Here is a 20,706-nt window from a genome sequence, read left to right as displayed (position 1 = left end):
GGGACGCGGTGAGCGGATCACGAGACCTTGATCTCCTGGATGCCGACCTTGTAACCGCCGTCGCTCGGCGGCAGCTCGGTCAGCCAGACGAGCAGGTACTGGTATTCCGTGTCCGCGTCGAACGCGTCGAAGGTCATCGTCGTGCCGGCGTCTTCCTTGGCCGGCCCGATCGGGTTCTGCTCGTACTCCTCGAAGAGCGCATTGTCGCCCGCGTTCGAGGAGGGGTGCTCGTTGGTGCCCGTGAACAACCGGGCCGACGCGCCCCGCGCCGAGAGCTGGACCTGCAGGGACGTGAGGGTGCGGGGCTCGCCGAGGTCGAGCCAGACGCCCATGCCCCGCTTGATCCGGCCGAAATCCGGGTGCCCCTTGTAGGTCTGGGTCTCCCAGCCCTCATCCACGCTGCCGTCGAACACCTTCTCGGCGTCGCGAACCTCGGCGCGGTCCCCGCTGTCCGGGTCAATGATCTTCGCAGCGGTGATTGTCGGCGGTTCGGCTGCCGGGGGATCGGACGGGTCTTCACCGGCCGTGGCGGTGGGGGAAGGGTTGGCGGCCGTCGTCGGGTTCCGGTCGCTGTCCCCGTCTCCCCTGAGCACGCTGATGCCGATCAGGAGGCCGACGAGCGCGACGGCGAGGAGGCTGGCGATCCCGACGGCGAACTTCCGCCCGCCGGCCGCGGCGAGCGGTGACGGCTCGTCTCCGGTCTCGGCGGTGAACCGTAGCGGGCCGTTGCTTTCCAGGAAGTGCTCATCGGCCGGGACGTCCAGCCGGGCCAGCTCCGCGGCGAGGACATCCGACGGTGGGGGCGGGAGCGAGCCGTCCAGCAGATCCATGGTGAGGTCGTCCAGGTACGCCGGAACCCCGGCCCGCACCTGGCGCGGCGCGGCGAGCGCACCTTCCGGACCTCGGACCGCGTCCGGGGTCGCCGCCCGCCCGTGTCCGGCGGTGGCACCGTGTAATGGGACCTCGGCGTGAGGCCAGTGGCCGGTCAGTGCGAAATAGAGGACACCGCCGACCGCCCGGATGTCGCTGGCCTGGCTGTCGGCCCCGTCGGTGCGCGCGTCCGCCAACACCACCCGGCCGTCGTCACTGATCATGATCGTGCCGGGGTGGACGTTGCCGTGCACCATTCCGGTGGCGTGCACGGCGGCCAGGGCGCTCGCGACGGCGTTACCGACGGCGGTCGCCCGAGCCGGATCCAGCGCCCCCGCGGCCACGATTTCCCGCAGCGACTGTCCGTCGACCCACTCGCGGACCACGTAGGCCCGCTCGCCCTCGTCGATCGCGTCGTAGACGCCGACCAGGTTGGGGTGGATGACCCGACTGGCCGCGACGGCGGCCTGGAGCATCTCGGTGGCGGAGTCGCCGCCCGGGTAGCGCAGCACCACGGCGACGGGACGGCGCAACACGACATCGACCCCACGCCAGAGCAGTCGGCCAGCGCTGTCGTTGTTAATGTGCTCGACGAGTTCGTACCGCTCGGCGAGTACATCACCGGCGATCGGAGCACCGAAGGTCATGATCGGCGGAGCGTTCTCGTCCGCCTCCTGACCCTCGCCGACCTGGGTCACCCGTCCTCCCTCGGTGATCGTGTCGATCGATGGACCAGCGTTGCTGGGCATGGTGGCTTCCGCTCTGCCCTCCACGAACCGGCCGGCCGTCGTCGGCGCCTGCGCCGACGCTTGCCACACCCGTCGAGAGTGACCTTACCTGGGTTCCCCGCCTTCCCCAGCATGTCATCTTCCCGCCGCACCGGTAGCGGCTGCCGGGCTCGGGTTTCTTGTCCGGTTATATCCGTTGTCGGCGGTGTTGCTGGCGCATGTACTAGCCAATCTAGAGGTTGACCGCTAGTAGTTGCCGCAGGGGCTGGGGTCCGGTGGTGGGGCACCTGGGGCAGATTCCCGGGTCCGCCCCGGACATGCCTCCCCGCCCGGCTGGTTATCCACAGGATTCCTCGGCAACTGAGCGGCTGGGCGGAAGTTATCCACAGCCGTATCCCCAGATTGGTGATCCTCGTTCACGCAGAGTGCGCTGCCGTCGGTGGACAGCTCCGATCGTCCACGCCCCGAGAAACGGTCAGATCGGGACGCTCAGTGACCGAGTCGGCGGCGGACCATGGTGACCACCTCAGTGACCTCCCCAATCCGGAGCAGCATCGCGAGCCCGAGGTAGCTGAGACCGATCGCCGCCCCACCGATCAGCAGCTGGACCGCCGCGGCGAACCACCCGAGCTCCTCCGGCCGGCCCGGCAGCAGGCGGACCACCAGCAGACCGACCAGCGCGGCTCCGAGCGCGGCGACCAGCACCCTGCCCACCGTACGCATGATCCCGCCCAGCCCGATCCGGCCGACCCGGGGCCGCAGCAGCAGCGCGGAGAGCACCACCGCCGCCAGGTACGAGATCGCGTTGCCGAGCATCATGCCGGCCGCCGCGAAGGTGGCCGGAAGAGCGACGAAGAGCCCGACCTGAAGCAGCACCCGTAGCGCCACCACCGGAATGTTGACCAGCGCGGGCGTACGGGTGTCCGGCAGCGCGTAGAACGCGAACGTGAGGAGCTGGCTGACCGCGAAGGGCACCAGGCCGATCGCGGCGACCAGCAGCACGGTGGCGGTGGCGGTGGCGTTCTCCCCGGTGAACGCGCCGTACCGGAACACCACCACGGAGATCGGCGCGGCCAGCACGGCGTAGCAGACCGCCACCGGGGCGAGTACGGCCGTGACCATCCGGGTGCCCCGGGACAGGTCGGCCGTGAGGTCGGTGAATCGGCCGTCCGCCGCGGCGGCGCTCATCCGGGGCATCAGCGCGGTGATGATCGAGACCGCGATGATGCCGTGCGCCATCATCAGCAACAGGAAGACGTTGTTGTAGATCAGCAGGCCGGCGTCGTCCTCGCCGGCCACCCGGGTGAGCAGGTTGACCACCACGAAGAGCCCGAGCTGGTTGACCGCGACGTAGCAGAACATCCAGGCGCCGAGCCGGGCCAACTCCCGCAGCCCCAACGCGCGGAAGTCGAAGCGCAGCTTCCACCGGAAGCCGACCTTGCGCAGGGCGGGCAGCAGACCCGCGGCCTGCACCGCCACCCCGAGCAGGGTGCCGCCGCCGAGCAGCAGGACCCGGTCCAGCCCGACCTGGCCCGGCTGGAGCGCATCCGCGCTGTAGACGCCGATGTAGAGGCCGAAGGTGCCGATGACCACCAGGTTGTTCAGGATCGGCGCCCACATCGGGGCGGCGAAGTGCCCCCGCGTGTTCAACACGGCCGCGATCAGCGCGCTGACACCGGTGAAGAACAGCATCGGCAGCATCAGGTACGACAGGTTGGTGACCAGGCCCCGGTAGTCCTCGTCCTTGCCGCCGGCGTAGATGCCGGTCAGGACCGGAGCCAGGACCACCGCGATCAGGGCGGCGGCGGCGAGCGCCACCACCGCCAGGGTGAGCAGCCGCTGGGCGTACGCCTCGCCCCGGTCCGGGTCGGCCTTGCGCCGCCGGACCAGCACCGGCACCAGCACGCTGGTGAGCACTCCACCGAGCAGGAACTCGTACACCTGGTTCGGGAGGAAGATCGCCGTGGTGTACGCGTTACCAACCAGGTTGCCCAGGGCCGCGCCGACCATCAGGTTCCGGATGAAGCCCGTGCCCCGACTGACCAGGCTGCCCGCGGCCATCACCAGGCTGTTCGCCGCGGCGCTCCCCTCGGCCACCGCCTCATCCGGGGGCGCGACCGCCTCGGCGGCCGGCTGGTTCAGCGGCTCGGCCGAGATGAAGATCGCATCGTCCCCCGTCGGTCGGCCACCGTCGCCCAGCGCGTTCGCGCTGCGGTAGAGCCGGCCGCTCATCGTTGTCGCCTCCAGGATCTGGTCGGTGCCCGGCACCGACCATGGGTCCGCGGGCGAGGGCCTCGACACAGACTAGTCGTCGGCCCGGCGTCATCCGCGCCCGGCGGACGCCGGGCCCGGTCGGACCGATAGGCTGGCCCTCCCATGTCCGACTCCGCACCGCACGCCGCCGACCGCCGCGAACTCACCGCCGCGCAGCGCACCGCCGTAGCCGAACTGCTCCGGGTCTCCCCGGTCGCCGACGAGTTGGGCCGCCGTTTCGCGAGCGCCGGTCACGAACTGCACCTGGTCGGTGGATCGGTCCGCGACGCACTGCTCGGCCGCCTCGGCGACGACCTGGACTTCTGCACCGACGCGCAGCCGGACGAGACGCTACGGATCGTGCGTGGTTGGGCCGAGGCGATCTGGGAGACCGGGCGGGAGTTCGGCACCATCGGAGTGCAGCGCGACGGTCTGCGGCTGGAGATCACGACCTTCCGCGCGGAGGTGTACGACCAGGTCAGCCGCAACCCGGTGGTGCAGTACGGCACGAGCCTCGCCGAGGACCTGAAGCGGCGGGACTTCACCGTCAACGCGATGGCGGTCAGCCTGCCCGAGCATCGCTTCACCGACCCGCACGGCGGGTTGGCGGATCTCGCGGCCAAGGTGGTCCGTACCCCGGCGGCGCCGGAGGCATCATTCCGCGACGACCCGCTGCGGATGCTGCGGGCGGCCCGGTTCGCCGCGCAGCTGCGGTTCGCCGTACACCCGGATGTCCGGGCGGCGATGGTACGAATGGCCGCCGACCTGGACCGGATCACGGCGGAGCGGATCCGGGACGAGTTCACCAAGCTGCTCTGCGGCGCCGACCCGGTCGCCGGCCTGCGGCTGCTGGTCGACACCGGGTTGGCCGAGCGCTTCCTGCCCGAGCTGACCGGCCTCAAGCTGGAGATCGACGAACACGCCCAGCACAAGGACGTGTACGAGCACACGCTGACCGTGGTGCGCAACGCCGTCTCGTACGAGGAGGACGGCTGCGACTTCATCCTCCGGATGGCCGCGCTCATGCACGACGTCGGAAAGCCGGCGACGAAGGCGGTCGGGCCGGACGGTCGGGTCAGCTTCCACCACCACGAGGTGGTCGGTGCCCGGATGACCAAGGCCCGGATGAAGGCGCTGCGCTTCCCCCGGGAGACCACCACGAAGGTCACCGCACTGGTCGCGCTGCACCTGCGGTTCTACGGGTACGGCCGGGGCGAGTGGACCGACTCGGCGGTGCGCCGGTACGTCACCGACGCCGGTGACCTGCTGGCGCGGCTCCACAAGCTGACCCGTTCCGACTGCACCACCCGCAACCGGCGCAAGGCCGCCGGGCTCGCCGCCGACTACGACGCGCTGGAGGAGCGGATCGCCCGGCTCGCGGCCGAGGAGGACCTGGCCCGGGTCCGCCCCGACCTGGACGGCAATGCGATCATGGAGCTGCTCGGCGTACCGCCGGGTCCGGTCGTCGGGCAGGCCTGGAAACACCTCAAGGAGGTACGGCTGGAGCGGGGCCCGCTGGGGCGGGACGAGGCCGAGGCCGAGCTGCTGCGCTGGTCCCGCGAGCAGGGAATCGTCGAGTAGCCCGTTGGGTCAACGGGGTGCCACCAGAACAATCGGGCGCTGTCCGACCTCGCCCGGGAGGGCCTGCCGGACGAGTTCCCGGCCGTCCAGGTCGATCAGCACCATCTCCCCGGTCCCCCGGTCCTGGTACAGCAACTGATTGTCGGGGCCCCACGCCGCCTCCGCGCTCGCCGTCGGCCCGAGCACGCGTCCGGTCGCCACTTCGACGATCTCCGGCCCCTGCGGGCCCTTGACCACCACCCGCTGGCCGTCCGGCGACCAGGACCACGGTCCGGTGGGGTCCCCCTTGATCGGGAGGAACCGGGTCGGCCGACCGTCGTCGGGGGAGAAGAGCTGCACCCCCCGCCGGATGTGCGGTGCCGCCTCGGACCTGGGTGCGGTGGGGTCGGTCTGTTGCCACACCACCTCCCGGCCGTCCCGGGTCCAGGTGAAGTAGCAGTAGTCGGTGCAGAAGTACCTCTCGGTGTCCACCGGGAACAGCTGCCACTCGCCGGTGGCACTCAGCACGCCGAGGGCGCTGTCTCCGCTCGCCTTGTCAAAGACGGTCAGGGCGATTCGGCTGCCGTCGGGTGACCACTGCGGCGTCATGCTGCTCTGACCGGTACGCACCCAGTTGACCGCGCCGCTGTCCAGGTCGAGCAACCCGAACTCGCCCCGCCGCTCGTAGTCCACCACCCCCGCGACCGCACCGCTGGGCGAGGCCCAGATCTCGTCGTACTCGTCGGTGCTGACGTACTGGTCCTGGGTACGGTCCAACGCGTACCCCTGCTGGATGATGCGCTCGCCGTCCTGCGTGTAGGACGTGCCGGTTGGGGTGGCACCGACCAGCAGCCATCCGCCGGGCAGCGGCAGGGGCTGCTGGGTCCAGTCTCCGGTGGGTGCCGGTATCAGGGATGGGTTCGGAGCTGCTGAGCTGGACGGCGGAAGCCAGGCGGCCGGGCCCGGCTCGGGGGCGGTTGGCCGGAGCCAGACGAAGGGAGCGGCCAGGGCGACCAGTGTCGCCAGCGCGCCACCGGTCACCGCCAGTCGTCGTCGGTGCCGCAGCCGTCGGCCCCGGCTTCGCGCGGCGTCGGCGAGGCTGGTTGTCGGGCGGGCCTCGTCGGCCAGCTCCCGCAGGGCGGTCCGCAGGTCCTGTTCGGTTGGTCCGTTCATCCCCGCTCCTCGGTGAGATGTCCGTCGAGTGCGGGAACCAGTTGCCGCAGCCGGGCCAGCGCCCGGGAGGTCTGACTGGCGACCGTGCCGGCCCGGCAGCCGAGCAGCTCGGCGGTCTGCTCGACACTCAGGTCTTCCAGGTAGCGCAGGGTCAGTACCGCGCGTTGCCGTGGTGGCAGCGCCAGCAGCGCCTCGCGCAGCAGCAGCCGCAGGTCAACCTCATGCCCGCGGTCGGGTCCGCCGACCCGGTCGGGCGGCACGGCGACCGGGAACTCCGGCCGGCGGGAACGGCGCCGCCAGCCGGACACCTGGTCCCGGTAGAGGATCTGGCGTACGTACGGCTCGGCGTCCCCCCGGATCCGGGGCCAGCGGGCGTACGCCTTGGCCAGTGCGGTCTGGAGCAGGTCCTCGGCGCCGTGCTGGCTGCCGGCCAGGGCGTAGGCGGCCCGCAGTAGAACACCACCCCGTTCGTTGACGAACGTGGTGAATTCCCCGTCAATGCGTTCGGACACCGGTCACCTCCCTTACCTCTGACGCCGGCGGCCCCTGAGAGCTTGCCCGTCGGGCAATCTAGATGTTGACAAGATTCGGGTGGAGGTTCATCTTTACGTTGACTAGTTGGAGGTGTCCGCATGTCCCCGTCAACGCTGAACACCGCCGGAATCCTGCTGATCACCGTCGTGACGATCGGGTTCGGCGGACTGGCCCTGCTCCGGCACCTCGCCGGACGCACGGCCGGCTACCTGGACAACCCGGTCCGCCGGGGCCTCTGGACCGCCGGGCACGCGCACGCCGGGGTGCTGGTCCTCTTCGCCCTCGTCGCCCTCCCCTACATCGAACAGGCCGACGTGGGGGACGGCACCCGTACGCTGATCCGGCTGCTCTTCGTCGCCGCCCCGATCCTGATGCCGCTCGGCTTCTTCCTCTCGGTGGTCCGGCCCCGGGACACGAAGCCCAACAAACTCATCTGGCTTGCCGTCGCCGGCGGCGCGAGCCTCACCGCCGGCACCCTGCTGCTCGGGGTGAGCCTCCTCTGAGCTCAGTCAGGTGGTGCCGGGGGTTTACCCCGTCGTTGTGGCTGATGGGCCGGCTTGTGGCCGGTTCGTGGCCAGTGCGGTGTCGATGAGTGTGGTGGCGGCGGCGCGGGCGTGGTGGGCGGCGTCGTTGGTGCCGGCGATGGCGGCGGTGGTCTGGGCTCCCTCGGCGAGGATGGCGAGTTGGTGGGCGAGTGCGGCGGGGGCGCCGGTATTCGCGACCAGTTCGGCCAGGCGTGCCTGGAAACTCGCCTTGTGTTCGCGGATGAGCGTGGCGATGTGGGGTGCGGTGCCGCCGAGCTCGCCGAAGGTGTTGATGAAGACGCAGCCGCGGAAATCGTCCTCGTCAAACCAGCGGGCCAGCACATCGTAGACGGCGAGTAGTTGGTCCCGGGGTTCGCCGCTGCCGGCGGCGACGGCGGTTTCGACGAGGCTGTTCCAGATACCGCGCCGGCGGTGCAGGACGGCCTCGACGAGGTTCTCCTTGGAGGGGAACAGCTGGTAAAGGCGTTTCAGAGAGACGCCGGACTCGTTGCGTAGAGCGTCCATGCCCACGGCGTTTATGCCGCGGCTGTAGTAGAGCCGATCGGCGGTGATCAGGATGTGTTCGCGGATCTGCTCGGTCTGGGGTGTGGTCCGGTTTCGGGTGGTGGGGGGCATGGCTTCCTCTTGTCCCGGGTCAGGTGTGGTGACGGTCACGCTGCCCCGAGTGGCGCAGGGGAACGTTCGTTCTCTAACGTACTACCCAACGCAAGCGAGAACGAACGTTCTCACCTTCGGTCTGGGAGGCCCGTCATGCCGTACATCACTGTGGGAACCGAGAACAGCACCAACATCGACCTGTACTACGAGGACCACGGTCAGGGACAGCCGGTGCTCCTCATCCACGGCTACCCCCTGGACGGGCACTCCTGGGAGAAGCAGTCCGCGGCCCTACTCAAGGCCGGCTACCGGGTGATCACCTATGACCGGCGGGGCTTTGGTCAGTCCAGCCAGCCCACCGCCGGCTACGACTACGACACCTTCGCCGCCGACCTGAATACCGTGCTGGAGACCCTCGACCTCACCGACGTGGTCCTGGTCGGCTTCTCGATGGGCAGCGGCGAGGTGGCCCGCTACCTCGGCCGCTACGGCTCCGCCCGCATCGCCAAGGCCGCGTTCCTGGCCTCGCTGCAACCGTTCCTGCTGCAGACCGACGACAACCCCACCGGCGTGCCCCAGGAGGTGTTCGACGGCATCTCCGCCGCCGTCACCGCCGACCGCTACGCCTACTTCACCGACTTCTACCGCAACTTCTTCAACACCGACGACACCCTCGGCACCCGCCTGTCCGAAGAAGCGCTGCGCAACAGCTGGAACATCGCCGCCGGCGCGTCCTGGTACGCCTCCAGCGCCGCCGTGCCCACCTGGGTCACCGACTTCCGCGCCGACCTCCCCAAGATCGACGTACCCGCGCTGATCCTGCACGGCACCGCCGACAACATCCTGCCCATCGACGCCACCGCCCGCGAGTTCCACAAGCAGCTACCCGACGCCGACTACGTCGAGATCAACGACGCACCCCACGGCCTGCTCTGGACCCACGCCGACGACGTCAACCAGGCCCTCCTGACCTTCCTCGCCAAGTAAGGCCAACCCAGCATCCCGGCCCAGAACCACACTCAGACAAGGAAACCCGACATGGACACCCTCGACACTTCCAGCCGCATGACCAGCCACCGCCGTCGCCCCGGGTGGGCCGCGCTCCTGGCCGGTGTGGCCGTGCTTAGTATCGCCGCCGGCGGCACCGCCATCGCCACCAACAGCGGCGGTGAGGCCCAAGCCGACCCCGCCGCCGCGGCCGGCAAGCACGCCGACCGCAACGAGGGCTTCGTCACCACCCGCGACGGCGTCGACATCTTCTACAAGGACTGGGGCCCCCGCGACGGACGACCCGTGGTCTTCAGCCACGGCTGGCCACTGAACTCCGACAGCTGGGAATCCCAGATGATGCACCTGGCCGACAACGGCTACCGCGTCATCGCCCACGACCGCCGAGGCCACGGCCGCTCCTCCCAAACCTGGGAGGGCAACGACATGAACCACTACGCCGACGACCTCGCCACCGTCATCAAAAAGCTCAAGCTCAAAGACGTCACCCTCGTCGGGTTCTCCACCGGCGGCGGTGAAGTCGCCCGCTACGTCGGCCGACACGGCACCGACCGCGTCGCGCAGGTCGCCCTCGTCGGCGCGGTCACCCCACTGATGCTCCAGACCCCCGACAACCCCAACGGCGTACCGATCGACGTCTTCGACGGCCTCCGCGAAGGCTCCCGCGCCGACCGCTCCCAGCTCTACCGCGACCTCGCCGAAGGACCCTTCTTCGGCGCCAACCGCCCCGACGCCCAGGTATCGCAGGGCATGAAGGACAGCTTCTGGCTGCAGAGCATGCAGGCCGGCCACAAGGCCGCCTACGACTCGATCAAAGCCTTCTCCGAAACCGACCTGACCGAGGACCTCAAGCGCTTCGACGTACCCACCCTGATCATCCACGGCGGCGACGACCAGGTCGTACCGATCGAGAACTCGGCCGAGGAAGCCCACGAAATCGTCGCCAACTCCACCCTCAAGGTCTACCCCGACGGCCCGCACGGCATCACCGACACCCACAAGCAGCAGCTCAACAACGACCTACTCACCTTCGTCAACAGCCTCTAGCCACCACACCACCACAACCGGGGGGTGGGCCGGCCACAACGGGCCGGCCCACCCCCCGGTTTGTCGTACCGGCGAAGGAGAATAGGCGGATGCGCTGGACCGTGCTCGACTCGCCGATCGGCGAGTTCTCCCTGGCCACCGACGGTGAGACCGTGTGCGGAGCGCACTTCGCGCGGGTCACCGAGGCCGCCGACGAACCCGCCGACGACCTCTCGGCCCGCGCCGTCGCCGAGCTGCGGGCCTACTTCGCCGGTGAGCTGACCGCCTTCACCGTGCCGGTGCGAATCCCCCGGGGTTCGGAGTTCGAGCGGGCGGTGTGGCGGGAGATGATTGCCATTCCCTACGGGGAGACGCTCACCTACGGCGAGGTGGCCCGGCGGCTCGGCGATGTCTCGGCGGCGCGAGCAGTCGGCGTGGCATGCAACCGGAACCCGGTGCCGGTGATCGTGCCCTGCCACCGGATCGTCGGCTCCGGCGGCAAACTGGTCGGCTTCGGTGGCGGGCTCGACCGCAAGGTGAAGCTGTTGGAGTTGGAGGCCGGTGTGGCCTTTCAACGAAGCTGGTCGGCGGCGGGCTAACCGGTCAGGGTGCCGGACCGTAGGCCGGTGAGGAAGTCGGTCCAGCTGGTGGCGGAGAAGCCGAGGACCGGGCCGGAGCGGTCCTTGCTGTCGCGTACGGCGACCCGCCTGCTCCCATCGAGCACCGGCCCCGCCTCGACACAGTCGCCGCCGCCACTGCCGCTGCGGGTGCTGACGTGCCAGGCGACCCTGCTCGGCTCGATCGAGTGGACCCAGGTCTTCGCCGCCATGCTCACTCCAGACGTGCTTCCAGATCAAAGAGGAACCGCTGCACGGCACCATTGGGTAAGGGCTGAGGTACCGACCACGGCTCGCTCAGCGCGGGTGGTGTGTTGGTCGGCGTCGGCGGGCGAGGTGGATCAGGGCGGTGCCGATGAGGAGGAGCAGGGCGGCGGTGCCAACGGTGGTGGGCAGACTTGGGCCGGTGATGGGGAGGCCGCCGGGGTCGCCAGGGTCGCCGGGCTCGGCGGGGCTAGGGCTGGGGCTGGTGGGTGTGTCGATGGTGATGGTGGTGGCCTCCGACTGGCCGCTGGGGCAGGTGTTGGTGCTGGTGTAGTGGGCGGTGAGGGTGTGGGTGCCGGCCGGGAGCCTGGTGGTGTGGGCGGCGGCGTTGGTGCCGTCCAGGGGCACGGTGTGGAGGTCGCTGCTGCCGTTTCGGAAGGTGATGGTTCCGGTGGGGGCGTCGGTGGTGCAGGTGACGGTGGCGGTGAGAGTGACGTCCTGATCCGGTTCCGGGTTCCGCGGTGCGACCTCCAGCGTGGTGGTGGAGCTTGGTGGTTCGATGAGGGCCATGCCGTGGTCGTTGCCGGCGGTGATGGTGGCGATGGCGGTGCCGGTCGGCAGGTTGACGTTCACTGGGGTGTTGCGGTGATTGGTGGTGCCGTCGCCCAGTTGGCCGTAGTAGTTGTAGCCCCAGGCGAGGGCGGTGCCGGTGGAGGTCATCGCCAGGCTGTGGCCACCGCCAGCGGCGATGGTGGTGATGGTGGTGCCGGTCGGCAGGTTGACGTTCACTGGGGTGTTGCGGTTGGTGGTGGTGCCGTCGCCCAGTTGGCCGTAGTAGTTGTAGCCCCAGGCGAGGGCGGTGCCGGTGGAGGTCATCGCCAGGCTGTGGATGGCGCTGGCGGTGATGGCGGTGACCGTGGTGTTCGGGGGGAGATTGACGGCCACCGGGGTGTTGCGGTCGGTGTTGGTGCCGTCGCCCAGCTCGCCGTAGGTGTTACTGCCCCAGGCGAAGGCGGTGCCGGTGGAGGTTGCCGCCAGGCTGTGCACGCCGCCGGCGGCGATGGAGGTGATGGTGGTGCCGGTCGGTAGGTCCACCTCCACCGGGGTGTTCCTGTTGTCGGTGGTGCCGTCGCCCAGTTGGCCCGAGTAGTTACCGCCCCAGGCGAGGGCGGTGCCGGCTGTGGTTATCGCCAGGCTGTGGACGGCGCCGGCGGCGATGGAGGTGATGGTGGTGCCGGTCGGCAGGTTGACGTTCACGGGGGTGTTGCGGTTGGTGGTGGTGCCGTCGCCCAACTGGCCGAAGAAGTTGTAGCCCCAGGCGAGGACGGCGCCATCGGAGGTCAACGCGAGGCTGTGGTTGTGGCCGGCCGCGATGGCGGTGATCGTGGTGTTCGGGGGGAGGTTGACCTCCACCGGGGTATTGCGGTTGGTGTTGGTGCCGTCGCCCAGCTCACCGGAGAGGTTCTCGCCCCAGGCGAGGACGGCGCCATCGGAGGTCAACGCGAGGCTGTGGCCGTTGCCGGCCGCGATGGCGGTGATCGTGGTGTTGGCCGGTAGCTCCGCTTCCACCGGGACGGAGCTGTCGGTGGTGGTGCCGTTGCCGAGCTCGCCCTGGCCGTTTCCTCCCCAGGCGAGGACGGTCTCCGACATCGCGCTGGACGCGGCGGGCTGCTGCTGCGCGAGGGCAGGCCACCCGCCGTTCACCTGCGTCACGGTCACCGCCAGCGCGAGGAAGAACCAGCCGGCCACGGTGCGTCCCGCCCGGCGCGCGTCGGTGTCCCGGACTACCCACCGGGGAATTTCCGGCATCATTCCTACCTCCGAGCGGACAGTGCTGCGCAAAACCAAACGAACGTATCATCGGTGACCGATCTCCTGGACCGGCTGAGAAACGCCCGGCAATGCTTGAATCGACCAAACGTCCGCGTCCGGACACCGACCGCCGAGGGGTGTGCCGGGAAGGCCACCACTGAGGTCGATGCCCCCTGATCTCGGGGGCCGCCTGTCCGGTATGTGCCTGATCGGTGCGTGACCGGGGTCATGGTGCGGGCGGAATCGTGGCGGGCGCCGGGGCGTTACACCATGCGTACGACCGAGGAAGTGCCCCGCCGTAAGCGGGGACGGCCGCCGGGAATGGTGGCGGCCGGCCGGTCGTTACATCTGGACCCGGCGCCGTGCGTGTCCCGACGAGACCGCGGTCGCCGACCTATCCCTTGGTTCTTTGAGCGCCGGACGGTGCTTGCACCCCGTTCCCGACCCCCTTCGGGTGCGTGTGGGTGTCGACCCCCGAATGGAGCAACACTCATGAACACGATCATGCTTCGTAGTGCACTTGGTATTGCTGGTCTGGCCTTCGGTGCCGGTGTGGTCGCTGGCCCGCAGGCCTTCGACACCACCACCGCTTCCACCCCCACCGCCACCCCGAGCACGTCGGCGGCCGCGACCACCACGGCGGCTGCGGTGCCGGCGGAGAAGCCGGACATGGATACGCTGATCCCGCACGGCACGCAGGGTGAGCAGTCGCGGATCGACCTGGGTGGCGAGCAGACCGGCAACGTGAAGGCCATCATCGAGGCCACGAAGAAGGCCGAGATGGACGAGCGGGCCGCCGTGGTAGCGATCGCCACCAGCCTGCAGGAGTCGAAGCTGGAGAACCTGGGTCACCTGGGTGCTCGTAACGACCACGACTCGCAGGGCCTGTTCCAGCAGCGTCCGTCGTCTGGCTGGGGCACGGTGGAGCAGATCACCGACCCCGAGTACTCCACCACCGCGTTCCTGAAGGGTTTGAAGCAGGTCGAGGGCTGGCAGGAGTTGCCGTTGACCGAGGCCGCGCAGAAGGTGCAGGTGTCGGCGTTCCCGTTCCACTACGCCCAGTGGGAGACCCAGGCCGCCGACCTGGTGGCCGAGCACTGGACCAGCTGACCCACCGCACCACATAACTGACCCGCAAGGGGAACACGTTGTTGGCCGGCACCCGGTTCGGGTGCCGGCCAACGGCTGTCTCTGGAGAGCGCTGCGTTTTCGAGCCGTCAGTGCGGACTGTTGGTGATGGTCTGCTCGCGGCGCCCGGCGCGAGTCAGGCCGACAGCGAGCAGCGCGTACGCGGTCAGTTCGATGGTGGCGGCCAGCGCGGGAAGCGGCGCCGCGATCAGTGCTGGTGGCGCGATCGGCGACGGTGGCGTGACGGCGAACGAGCTGACCACGGCGGGGCTCAACCTGACGGCGAGCAGCAAGTCCACCGTGGCAAGCGCCAGGTCCACCTGTGGCAGGGCGGCGACAGCGAGGAGCGCGGCACCTAGGGCGGCGATCGCCCGACCCCGCCGAAACAGTACGGCGGTGAGACAGATCGCGGCCAGCCCGAGTACGAGTGGCGCCAGCAGCACCGAACCGGTGCTGACCATGGTCGTCCGGATCCGGTCGGTCGAGGTGGAATTCGATTGCGCTCGCGCGGACAGGTCGAGGGCTATCTCGCCGAGCCGGACGGCTGGATAGGCCATGAACAGCAGAGTGGCGAGTACGGTGCCCGCGACGACCGGCCCGCGCCGCGCGGCCGGCTTGCGAGCGATCGGCCAACGAAGTCCGGTTCCGAGCAGCAGCAGGCAAACAGCCAGGGGCGCCCAGGTCAGGGCGAGACCGTCGGTGAGCATGACCGGCGACGGAGAGGGGCCTACGGGCGCGGGGAGCAGCAGCTGCAGGTCACTGTCAGGGCTGATGGCGGCCGGAACGCTGCGGTAGGCCTCCACGACGAGCACGAGGAGTGTGGCCGGTACGACCCAGCGGGGCTTCGGCAGCTCACCGAGGAGCGCGTAGCCCCCGAGCGCCAGCAGGGCCAGGATCTCCGCGTGGCGCAGCGGGGGATTGTCGAACAGGACGCCGAGGACGTGGGCGGTGGCCAGTACGGCCGCAGTTCCGAGAAGTAGCGGTCGTAGGCGCACTGCCGTCATGCTGCCACGGGCGGTGGTGGTGCGCCGTCCCACGGCGGGCGCGGCACGGTGTGCTCGTCCGCAACGGCGGTGTGGGCCGGAGCCACCCGGCCCCGGCCCACACCGTTCGTCAGAACGTCAGCGCTCGATCTCGCCGGCGATGAACTCCTCGACGGCGGCGTGCGCGTCGGAGTCGGCGTACTGCACCGGCGGGGACTTCATGAAGTATGACGACGCCGACAGGATCGGGCCGCCGATCTTCCGGTCCATGGCGATCTTCGCGGCCCGGACCGCGTCGATGATGACGCCGGCGGAGTTCGGCGAGTCCCACACCTCGAGCTTCAGCTCCGCGTTGAGCGGGGTGTCACCGAAGGAGCGGCCCTCCAGGCGGATGTAGGCCCACTTGCGGTCGTCCAGCCACGGTACGTGGTCCGAGGGGCCGATGTGCACGTCGCTCTTGGCCATCTCGTGCGGCACCTGGGAGGTCACCGACTGGGTCTTCGAGATCTTCTTGGAGACCAGGCGGTTGCGCTCCAACATGTTCATGAAGTCCATGTTGCCGCCGAAGTTGAGCTGGTACGTGCGCAGCAGCTCGACGCCGCGGTCCTCGAACAGCTTCGCCAGCGCGCGGTGCACGATGGTGGCACCGACCTGGCTCTTGATGTCGTCGCCGACGATCGGCAGGCCCGCGTCCTCGAACTTCTTCGCCCAGACCGGGTCGGAGGCGATGAAGACCGGGAGGGCGTTGACGAAGGCGCAGCCGGCGTCGATCGCGGCCTGCGCGTAGAACTTGTCGGCCTCCTCGGAGCCCACCGGCAGGTAGGCCACGACCACATCGACCTTGGCCGCGCGCAGCGCCTCGGCCACGTCCACCGCCTTGGCGTCGGACTCCTCGATGATCTCGCGGTAGTACTGGCCGAGACCGTCGAACGTCGGGCCACGCTGCACGGTCACCCCGGTCGGGGGCACGTCGCACAGCTTGATGGTGTTGTTCTCGCTGGCGACGATCGCCTCAGCGAGGTCCATGCCCACCTTCTTGGCGTCCACATCGAACGCCGCGACGAACTCCACGTCCGAGACGTGGTAGTCGCCGAAGGTGACGTGCATGAGACCCGGGACGCGGTCGTTCGGGTCGGCGTTCCGGTAGTACTCCACGCCCTGCACGAGGGACGAGGCGCAGTTACCGACACCGACGATGGCGACGCGGACGGAGCCCATAGCGTCTGCCTCCTTCTCCTTCATCACGGCCGCTCTTTCCTGGACTCGCCAGGCGGAGGCGGGCTGTTGTCTTCTGGTCGACCGCCGGCGGCCCCGGTGGTCGGGGCTGTCGGGGCACGGCCGGAGCGCTCGTTGGCGATGAGCTCCTCCAGCCAGCGGACCTCACGCTCACAGGCCTCCAGGCCGTGGCGCTGCAGTTCCATGGTGTACGCGTCGAGCCGCTCGGCGGCGCGACCAAGCACGTCGCGGAGCCCTTCGCGGCGCTCCTCGATCTTGCGACGGCGACCCTCCAGGATGCGAAGTCGGGTTGCCTGGTCGGTGCGGGCGAAGAACGCGAAGTGCACACCGAAACCGGTGTCGTCATACGTCTCGGGCCCGGCTTGGGCGATGAGTTGGGCGAACCGTTCCTTGCCCTCCGCGGTGATCTCGTAGACCACGCGGCCTCGTCGACTGGTCAGCGCGGGAACATCCGAGGTGGTGGGTGTCTCGTTGGCCTCGGTGATCCACCCGGCCGCCTGTAGGCGGCGCAGGGTTGGGTAGAGGGTTCCGTAGCTGATCGCCGCCCGGATGGCGCCGAGCTTCGCGGTGAGCTCCTTGCGGAGCTCATAACCGTGCATCGGCGCCTCCTGCAGGAGACCGAGGATGGCGAATTCGAGCACTGCCCTCCTCCTTACCCTGCTCATCCGAGCACTAACCACGACGATGTATCGGCCCGATACATCGACACGCTAGCGGATCGCCGCAGGTGGGGCAAACACCGCACCGCCGTGTCTCGATTACAGGTAGTTACCCCGGTCGCCGGGTGGGGTGGCACCGCGTACCCTCGTGCTCATGCGTACGCAGCGTCAGGTGGTCGACTACTCGCTCCGGAAGCGGGCGGCGCTGCGGGATCTCCTGGCTAACCGGGTCGGCCCGGACGACCTCTGCGACGCCTCGCCCTACCTGAAGAACGCGGCCCGGTTCCACGGCGAGCCAACCGACGAGCGGTGCCCGATCTGTCGGAGTGAGAACCTGACGCGCGTGCACTACATTTACGGCGACGAACTCCGGCAGTCCGCCGGTCAGGCTCGGAGGCTGGTGGAGCTGCCCGCGCTGGCGATGACGCTGCGTGAGTTTCAGGTCTTCGTGGTAGAAGTGTGCCTTGGGTGCGACTGGAACCACCTCATCGAGCAGTATCTGCTCGGGCGGGACGGGCTGGCGGAGAACGGGCCGGAGCAGGTCGCAGCGGGCGGGGTGCCCACCACGGATGCCCCGGACGGGCAACGGAGGCGAGAGGCGCAACGGTGACGTCAGGACGATCGGTCGCTTCGGCCCCGCGGGCCGTCCCCCAGACCGATCGATGGCCTGATAGTCCGATTAGCCCGCTTGATTGGCAAATAGGCACCTTTGTCTTTGACGTGACCGCGTCGGAGCACCTGGTGCCGCAACTCACGGCAACCCGGTGGTGGCGCGGCAGCGCTCCACCGCGACCGGCAGGGTGTGAAGAATGAACTCGTACGGCGACCCCAGCTCCTCGCGCGGGCGGGCCCAGATACCGGGTCAGCACGGCGTCCCCGGGCGGGCCGACGACGCGTACCGCGCCCCCGATGGTGCGGCGCGCGGCCAGTCGGCCGCACCGGAGGGAACAGCGGGCCGCGCCTCGGTGACACCCCGGGGCGGTGCGTCCAGCGGCCGGGCCTCGGTTGGTGGCTCGGCATCCGTCCCCGCCCAGGGCACCGCCGGATCGGCCTCGGTCGGTCGGGCCGCTCGCGCCTCGGTGCCGGCGTCCGGTGGCCCGGGTCGCGCTTCGGTGCCAGGATCCGGTGGGCCGGGTCGCGCTTCGGTGCCGGCGCCCGCTGGTCCCGGACGCGCCTCCGTGCCGGTATCCCCGGCGCCGGGCGGCTCCGCCGGGCGCGCGAGCGTCGGCGCCGCGAGCGGCTCGGCCTCGGTTGGTTCGGCGTCCGTTGGGTCGGCGTCCGCGGGGCGGGCCCGAGCCGGCGCCGCAGCGGCCGGGGGCCGGGCTTCGGTGGCGCGGGCCGGCGTCGCGCCGGCCGGCGGTGGTCCCGGTGGCCCCGGTGGATCGGGCCGATCCCGGAGCGGTGGCCGTGACCCGAACGCCGGGCGGGCGAAGAAGCGGAAGCGGGCGAACATGTTGATCGCCTCGTTCGCGGTCTTCATCATGCTCGCCGGGTTGGGCGTCGTAGGCTTCACCTACTTCTCCACCAACGTCGTCCTGCCCGATCAGATCCCACTTCCGCAGTCGACGACGGTCTACACGCGTGACGGCAAGGGCCTGGTCGCGAAGCTCGGTAACGAGAACCGCACGTTGGTCACCATCAGCCAGATGCCGCAGCACGTCCGGGACGCGGTCGCCGCAGCCGAGGACCGGAACTTCTACCGGCACTCGGGCGTCGACTACAAGGGCATCGTCCGGGCCGCCTGGAACAACCTCACCGGCGGTGGCCGGCAGGGCGCGTCCACGATCACGCAGCAGTACGCGCGTAACGCCTACGAGAGCCTTGAGGACGACACCTACGCCCGAAAGGTGCGGGAGGCGATCTTCGCCTCCAAGCTGAACGACGAGTTCAGCAAGGACAAGATCATGGAGAACTACCTCAACGTGATCTACTTCGGCCGTGGTGCCTACGGGGTGGAGGCCGCGGCGCAGACCTTCTTCGGCAAGCCCGCCAGCGAGTTGACCGTCGGCGAGGGCGCGGTGCTGGCCGGGCTCATCAAGCAGCCGGAGAAGACCGCCACCCACAATGGGTACGACCCGGCGACAAGTCCCGATGACGCGACGGCGCGGTGGGACTACGTCCTTGACGGGATGGTGGCCGAGGGCTGGCTCGACGCCGCGGAGCGGCCGACCGAGTTTCCGGAGGTGAAGCCGATGGCCGAGGGGGGCAACGGCTTCGGTACGGCGACCCCCCGTGGCAACGTCATCAACTACGTGCGGGCGGAGATGGAGCAGTGGGGGCTCTGCACCAACACGGGGGCCGAGGGTAGGCCGTCCTGCTCTGACGAGCTGCGCACGGGTGGTTACCGGATCACCACCACCATCGACGACAAGATGCAGACCGCGATGGAGAATGCGGCCCGGGCGGAGGCGGAGGGCTCGCCCCTCAACGGCGAGCCGGATAACCTGCAGGCCGCCGGAGTCGCCGTGGACCCCAAGACCGGCCGGGTGCTCGCCTACTACGGCGGGGAGAGTGGCGCCAATATTGACTATGCCGGCAAGAACACCCTGGAGGGCGTGCTCACCGGTGGCCACCCGCCCGCCTCGTCCTTCAAGGTTTACACGCTGGCCGCCGCCATCGAGGCCGGCATCTCCGTCAACTCGGTGTGGGACGCCACGCCCTTCACGCCGGAGGGTTACGACAACCGCATCTATAACGCGGGCCGAGACGTCAGTAAGACTTGCGGCAAGTCCTGCACTCTCGACTATTCGACGGTGAAGTCATACAACGTTCCGTTCTTCCACGTGGCGGAGCAGATCGGCGAGGACAAGGTGGTGAGCATGGCCCGGCAGGCGGGTATCACCACCATGTGGACCGACAACCCGGTCAAGCCGTACAACCTGTTGGCGGAGAAGCCGGAGGACCTGGCGCCATCGAAGTTCGACCGGGTGGTGGGCTATGGCCAGTACCCGATCACCGTTCTCGACCACGCCAACGGTCTCGCGACGCTGGCGAACGACGGCGTCTTTCACCAGGCACACTTCGTGCTCAAGGTCGAGCAGAAGGACGAGACGACCGGCGAGTGGAAGGTCGTCCGCGGGACCGGCGAGAAGCTGGACGGGCAGCAACGGATCCGCAAGGAGGTCACCGATGAGGTGACCGCGGTGCTCAAGCAGATCCCGAAGGATTACGGCAGCGCACCCTCCGGGCGGGAGGTGGCCGGGAAGACCGGTACCTGGGAATTGGTCAATACCGATCATAACTCGAACGCCTGGATGGTCGGCTACGACGACAACCTGGCGACCGCGATCTGGATCGGCAGCAAGGACACCGAGAACCGCGCGATTCTTGACAAGAGCAAGGAGGACATCGGTGGCAGCGGCCTGCCGTCGGATGTGTGGAAGAAGTTCATGAGCGAGGCGCTGAAAGACGCGCCCAAGTCTGACCTGCCGAGCATCACCGGAGTCGGGGACGACAAGGCCGGTAACGGCGAGCTGCCGGAGCCACCGGAGCCGGACTGTGGCCCGTTCGGCCTGTTCTGCAGCGACAATGACAACAACGACAATGACGACAACGACAACGGCGGTGACAACAACAACGGCGGTGGCAACGGTGGGGATATCGGGTTCCCGCCACCACCGAACGGAGGCACCGACCGACCCGGGCGGGACTAGCCGGGCCGGCGAACGCCGTACCGCGCCGCCGCGCCTTCCACCTCGCTAGGTGGGCGCGGCGGCGCGGTGTCGGCGACGTCCAGACCGACCGTGCGGTGCGGGCCAACTGTCTCGCCATCC

At 69.3% G+C, this 20,706-nt stretch carries 19 protein-coding genes; 8 read left to right on the top strand and 11 right to left on the bottom strand.

The window, feature by feature from the left end:
• Positions 1-17: 17 nt before the first annotated feature.
• Positions 18-1,619: a protein kinase family protein gene (locus tag SALPAC4_RS0109810; RefSeq protein WP_027644710.1), complete on the bottom strand. Its 1,602-nt coding sequence runs from the start codon at positions 1,617-1,619 to the stop codon at positions 18-20.
• 468 nt (positions 1,620-2,087) lie between these two features.
• Entirely contained in the window at positions 2,088-3,830 is a 1,743-nt protein-coding gene (murJ, locus tag SALPAC4_RS0109805) for a murein biosynthesis integral membrane protein MurJ (protein ID WP_027644709.1), read from the bottom strand.
• A gap of 144 nt (positions 3,831-3,974) precedes the next feature.
• Here murJ and SALPAC4_RS0109800 point away from each other — a divergent pair, with 144 nt between their 5' ends.
• Positions 3,975-5,432, top strand: coding sequence for a CCA tRNA nucleotidyltransferase (locus SALPAC4_RS0109800; RefSeq protein WP_019870183.1), 1,458 nt, complete (start codon positions 3,975-3,977; stop codon positions 5,430-5,432).
• 9 nt (positions 5,433-5,441) lie between these two features.
• Here SALPAC4_RS0109800 and SALPAC4_RS0109795 read toward each other — a convergent pair whose 3' ends face one another.
• Both SALPAC4_RS0109795 and SALPAC4_RS0109790 read right to left on the bottom strand, forming a co-directional pair.
• A complete protein-coding gene (locus SALPAC4_RS0109795) occupies positions 5,442-6,584 on the bottom strand; it encodes a TolB-like translocation protein (RefSeq protein ID WP_019870182.1) in 1,143 nt (380 codons plus the stop codon).
• Positions 6,581-7,096, bottom strand: a complete 516-nt coding sequence (locus SALPAC4_RS0109790; protein ID WP_019870181.1) for a SigE family RNA polymerase sigma factor — start codon at positions 7,094-7,096, stop codon at positions 6,581-6,583. The genes SALPAC4_RS0109795 and SALPAC4_RS0109790 overlap by 4 nt, the downstream gene beginning before the upstream one ends.
• Before the next feature lie 120 nt (positions 7,097-7,216).
• Between SALPAC4_RS0109790 and SALPAC4_RS0109785 the strand changes: the two genes are divergently transcribed.
• Positions 7,217-7,621 carry a hypothetical protein gene (locus tag SALPAC4_RS0109785; protein WP_019870180.1) on the top strand — a complete coding sequence of 135 codons (405 nt, stop codon included), beginning with the start codon at positions 7,217-7,219 and terminating at the stop codon, positions 7,619-7,621.
• A 24-nt stretch (positions 7,622-7,645) separates the two neighbouring features.
• On the opposite strand, the gene SALPAC4_RS0109780 is transcribed toward SALPAC4_RS0109785, so the two are convergent.
• Positions 7,646-8,278: a TetR/AcrR family transcriptional regulator gene (locus tag SALPAC4_RS0109780; RefSeq protein ID WP_019870179.1), complete on the bottom strand. Its 633-nt coding sequence runs from the start codon at positions 8,276-8,278 to the stop codon at positions 7,646-7,648.
• 135 nt (positions 8,279-8,413) lie between these two features.
• Between SALPAC4_RS0109780 and SALPAC4_RS0109775 the strand changes: the two genes are divergently transcribed.
• The 3 genes from SALPAC4_RS0109775 to SALPAC4_RS0109765 all read left to right on the top strand — a co-directional run bounded on the left by SALPAC4_RS0109775 (position 8,414) and on the right by SALPAC4_RS0109765 (position 10,893).
• Entirely contained in the window at positions 8,414-9,247 is an 834-nt protein-coding gene (locus tag SALPAC4_RS0109775) for an alpha/beta fold hydrolase (protein ID WP_020113480.1), read from the top strand.
• A 51-nt stretch (positions 9,248-9,298) separates the two neighbouring features.
• Positions 9,299-10,315 (top strand): alpha/beta fold hydrolase, encoded by a 1,017-nt coding sequence (locus SALPAC4_RS0109770; RefSeq protein ID WP_019870177.1) that lies wholly within the window; start codon positions 9,299-9,301, stop codon positions 10,313-10,315.
• 89 nt (positions 10,316-10,404) lie between these two features.
• Positions 10,405-10,893: a methylated-DNA--[protein]-cysteine S-methyltransferase gene (locus tag SALPAC4_RS0109765; protein WP_019870176.1), complete on the top strand. Its 489-nt coding sequence runs from the start codon at positions 10,405-10,407 to the stop codon at positions 10,891-10,893.
• Here SALPAC4_RS0109765 and SALPAC4_RS0109760 read toward each other — a convergent pair.
• Together SALPAC4_RS0109760 and SALPAC4_RS0109755 are read right to left on the bottom strand one after the other, a co-directional pair.
• Positions 10,890-11,123, bottom strand: coding sequence for a DUF397 domain-containing protein (locus SALPAC4_RS0109760; protein ID WP_018735417.1), 234 nt, complete (start codon positions 11,121-11,123; stop codon positions 10,890-10,892). The two genes, SALPAC4_RS0109765 and SALPAC4_RS0109760, sit on opposite strands and share 4 nt — an antisense overlap.
• An 85-nt stretch (positions 11,124-11,208) precedes the next feature.
• Positions 11,209-12,927, bottom strand: a complete 1,719-nt coding sequence (locus tag SALPAC4_RS0109755) for an RCC1 domain-containing protein (protein ID WP_019870174.1) — start codon at positions 12,925-12,927, stop codon at positions 11,209-11,211.
• 492 nt (positions 12,928-13,419) lie between these two features.
• Between SALPAC4_RS0109755 and SALPAC4_RS0109750 the strand changes: the two genes are divergently transcribed.
• Positions 13,420-14,037, top strand: a complete 618-nt coding sequence (locus tag SALPAC4_RS0109750; protein ID WP_019870173.1) for a hypothetical protein — start codon at positions 13,420-13,422, stop codon at positions 14,035-14,037.
• Positions 14,038-14,144: 107 nt separating this feature from the next.
• On the opposite strand, the gene SALPAC4_RS0109745 is transcribed toward SALPAC4_RS0109750, so the two are convergent.
• The 3 genes from SALPAC4_RS0109745 to SALPAC4_RS0109735 all read right to left on the bottom strand — a co-directional run bounded on the left by SALPAC4_RS0109745 (position 14,145) and on the right by SALPAC4_RS0109735 (position 16,915).
• Positions 14,145-15,059, bottom strand: coding sequence for a hypothetical protein (locus SALPAC4_RS0109745; protein WP_027644837.1), 915 nt, complete (start codon positions 15,057-15,059; stop codon positions 14,145-14,147).
• A 117-nt stretch (positions 15,060-15,176) separates the two neighbouring features.
• Entirely contained in the window at positions 15,177-16,256 is a 1,080-nt protein-coding gene (locus SALPAC4_RS0109740; protein ID WP_019870171.1) for an inositol-3-phosphate synthase, read from the bottom strand.
• 23 nt (positions 16,257-16,279) lie between these two features.
• Positions 16,280-16,915, bottom strand: coding sequence for a PadR family transcriptional regulator (locus SALPAC4_RS0109735; protein WP_019870170.1), 636 nt, complete (start codon positions 16,913-16,915; stop codon positions 16,280-16,282).
• Between the two features lie 172 nt (positions 16,916-17,087).
• On the opposite strand from SALPAC4_RS0109735, the gene SALPAC4_RS0109730 reads away from it, so the two are divergent.
• Positions 17,088-17,543, top strand: a complete 456-nt coding sequence (locus tag SALPAC4_RS0109730) for a DUF5318 domain-containing protein (RefSeq protein WP_027644836.1) — start codon at positions 17,088-17,090, stop codon at positions 17,541-17,543.
• A gap of 252 nt (positions 17,544-17,795) precedes the next feature.
• On the opposite strand, the gene SALPAC4_RS28425 is transcribed toward SALPAC4_RS0109730, so the two are convergent.
• Positions 17,796-18,413, bottom strand: coding sequence for a hypothetical protein (locus SALPAC4_RS28425; RefSeq protein ID WP_027644835.1), 618 nt, complete (start codon positions 18,411-18,413; stop codon positions 17,796-17,798).
• Between SALPAC4_RS28425 and SALPAC4_RS0109720 the strand changes: the two genes are divergently transcribed.
• Positions 18,385-20,586 carry a transglycosylase domain-containing protein gene (locus tag SALPAC4_RS0109720; protein ID WP_223874727.1) on the top strand — a complete coding sequence of 734 codons (2,202 nt, stop codon included), beginning with the start codon at positions 18,385-18,387 and terminating at the stop codon, positions 20,584-20,586. The two genes, SALPAC4_RS28425 and SALPAC4_RS0109720, sit on opposite strands and share 29 nt — an antisense overlap.
• Positions 20,587-20,706 lie beyond the last annotated feature (120 nt).

This window comes from Salinispora oceanensis (assembly GCF_000383575.1).
Lineage (GTDB): Bacteria > Actinomycetota > Actinomycetes > Mycobacteriales > Micromonosporaceae > Micromonospora > Micromonospora oceanensis.
The sequence above is the reverse complement of the archived record's forward strand: the minus strand, read 5'-3'. Positions and strand labels throughout refer to the sequence as shown.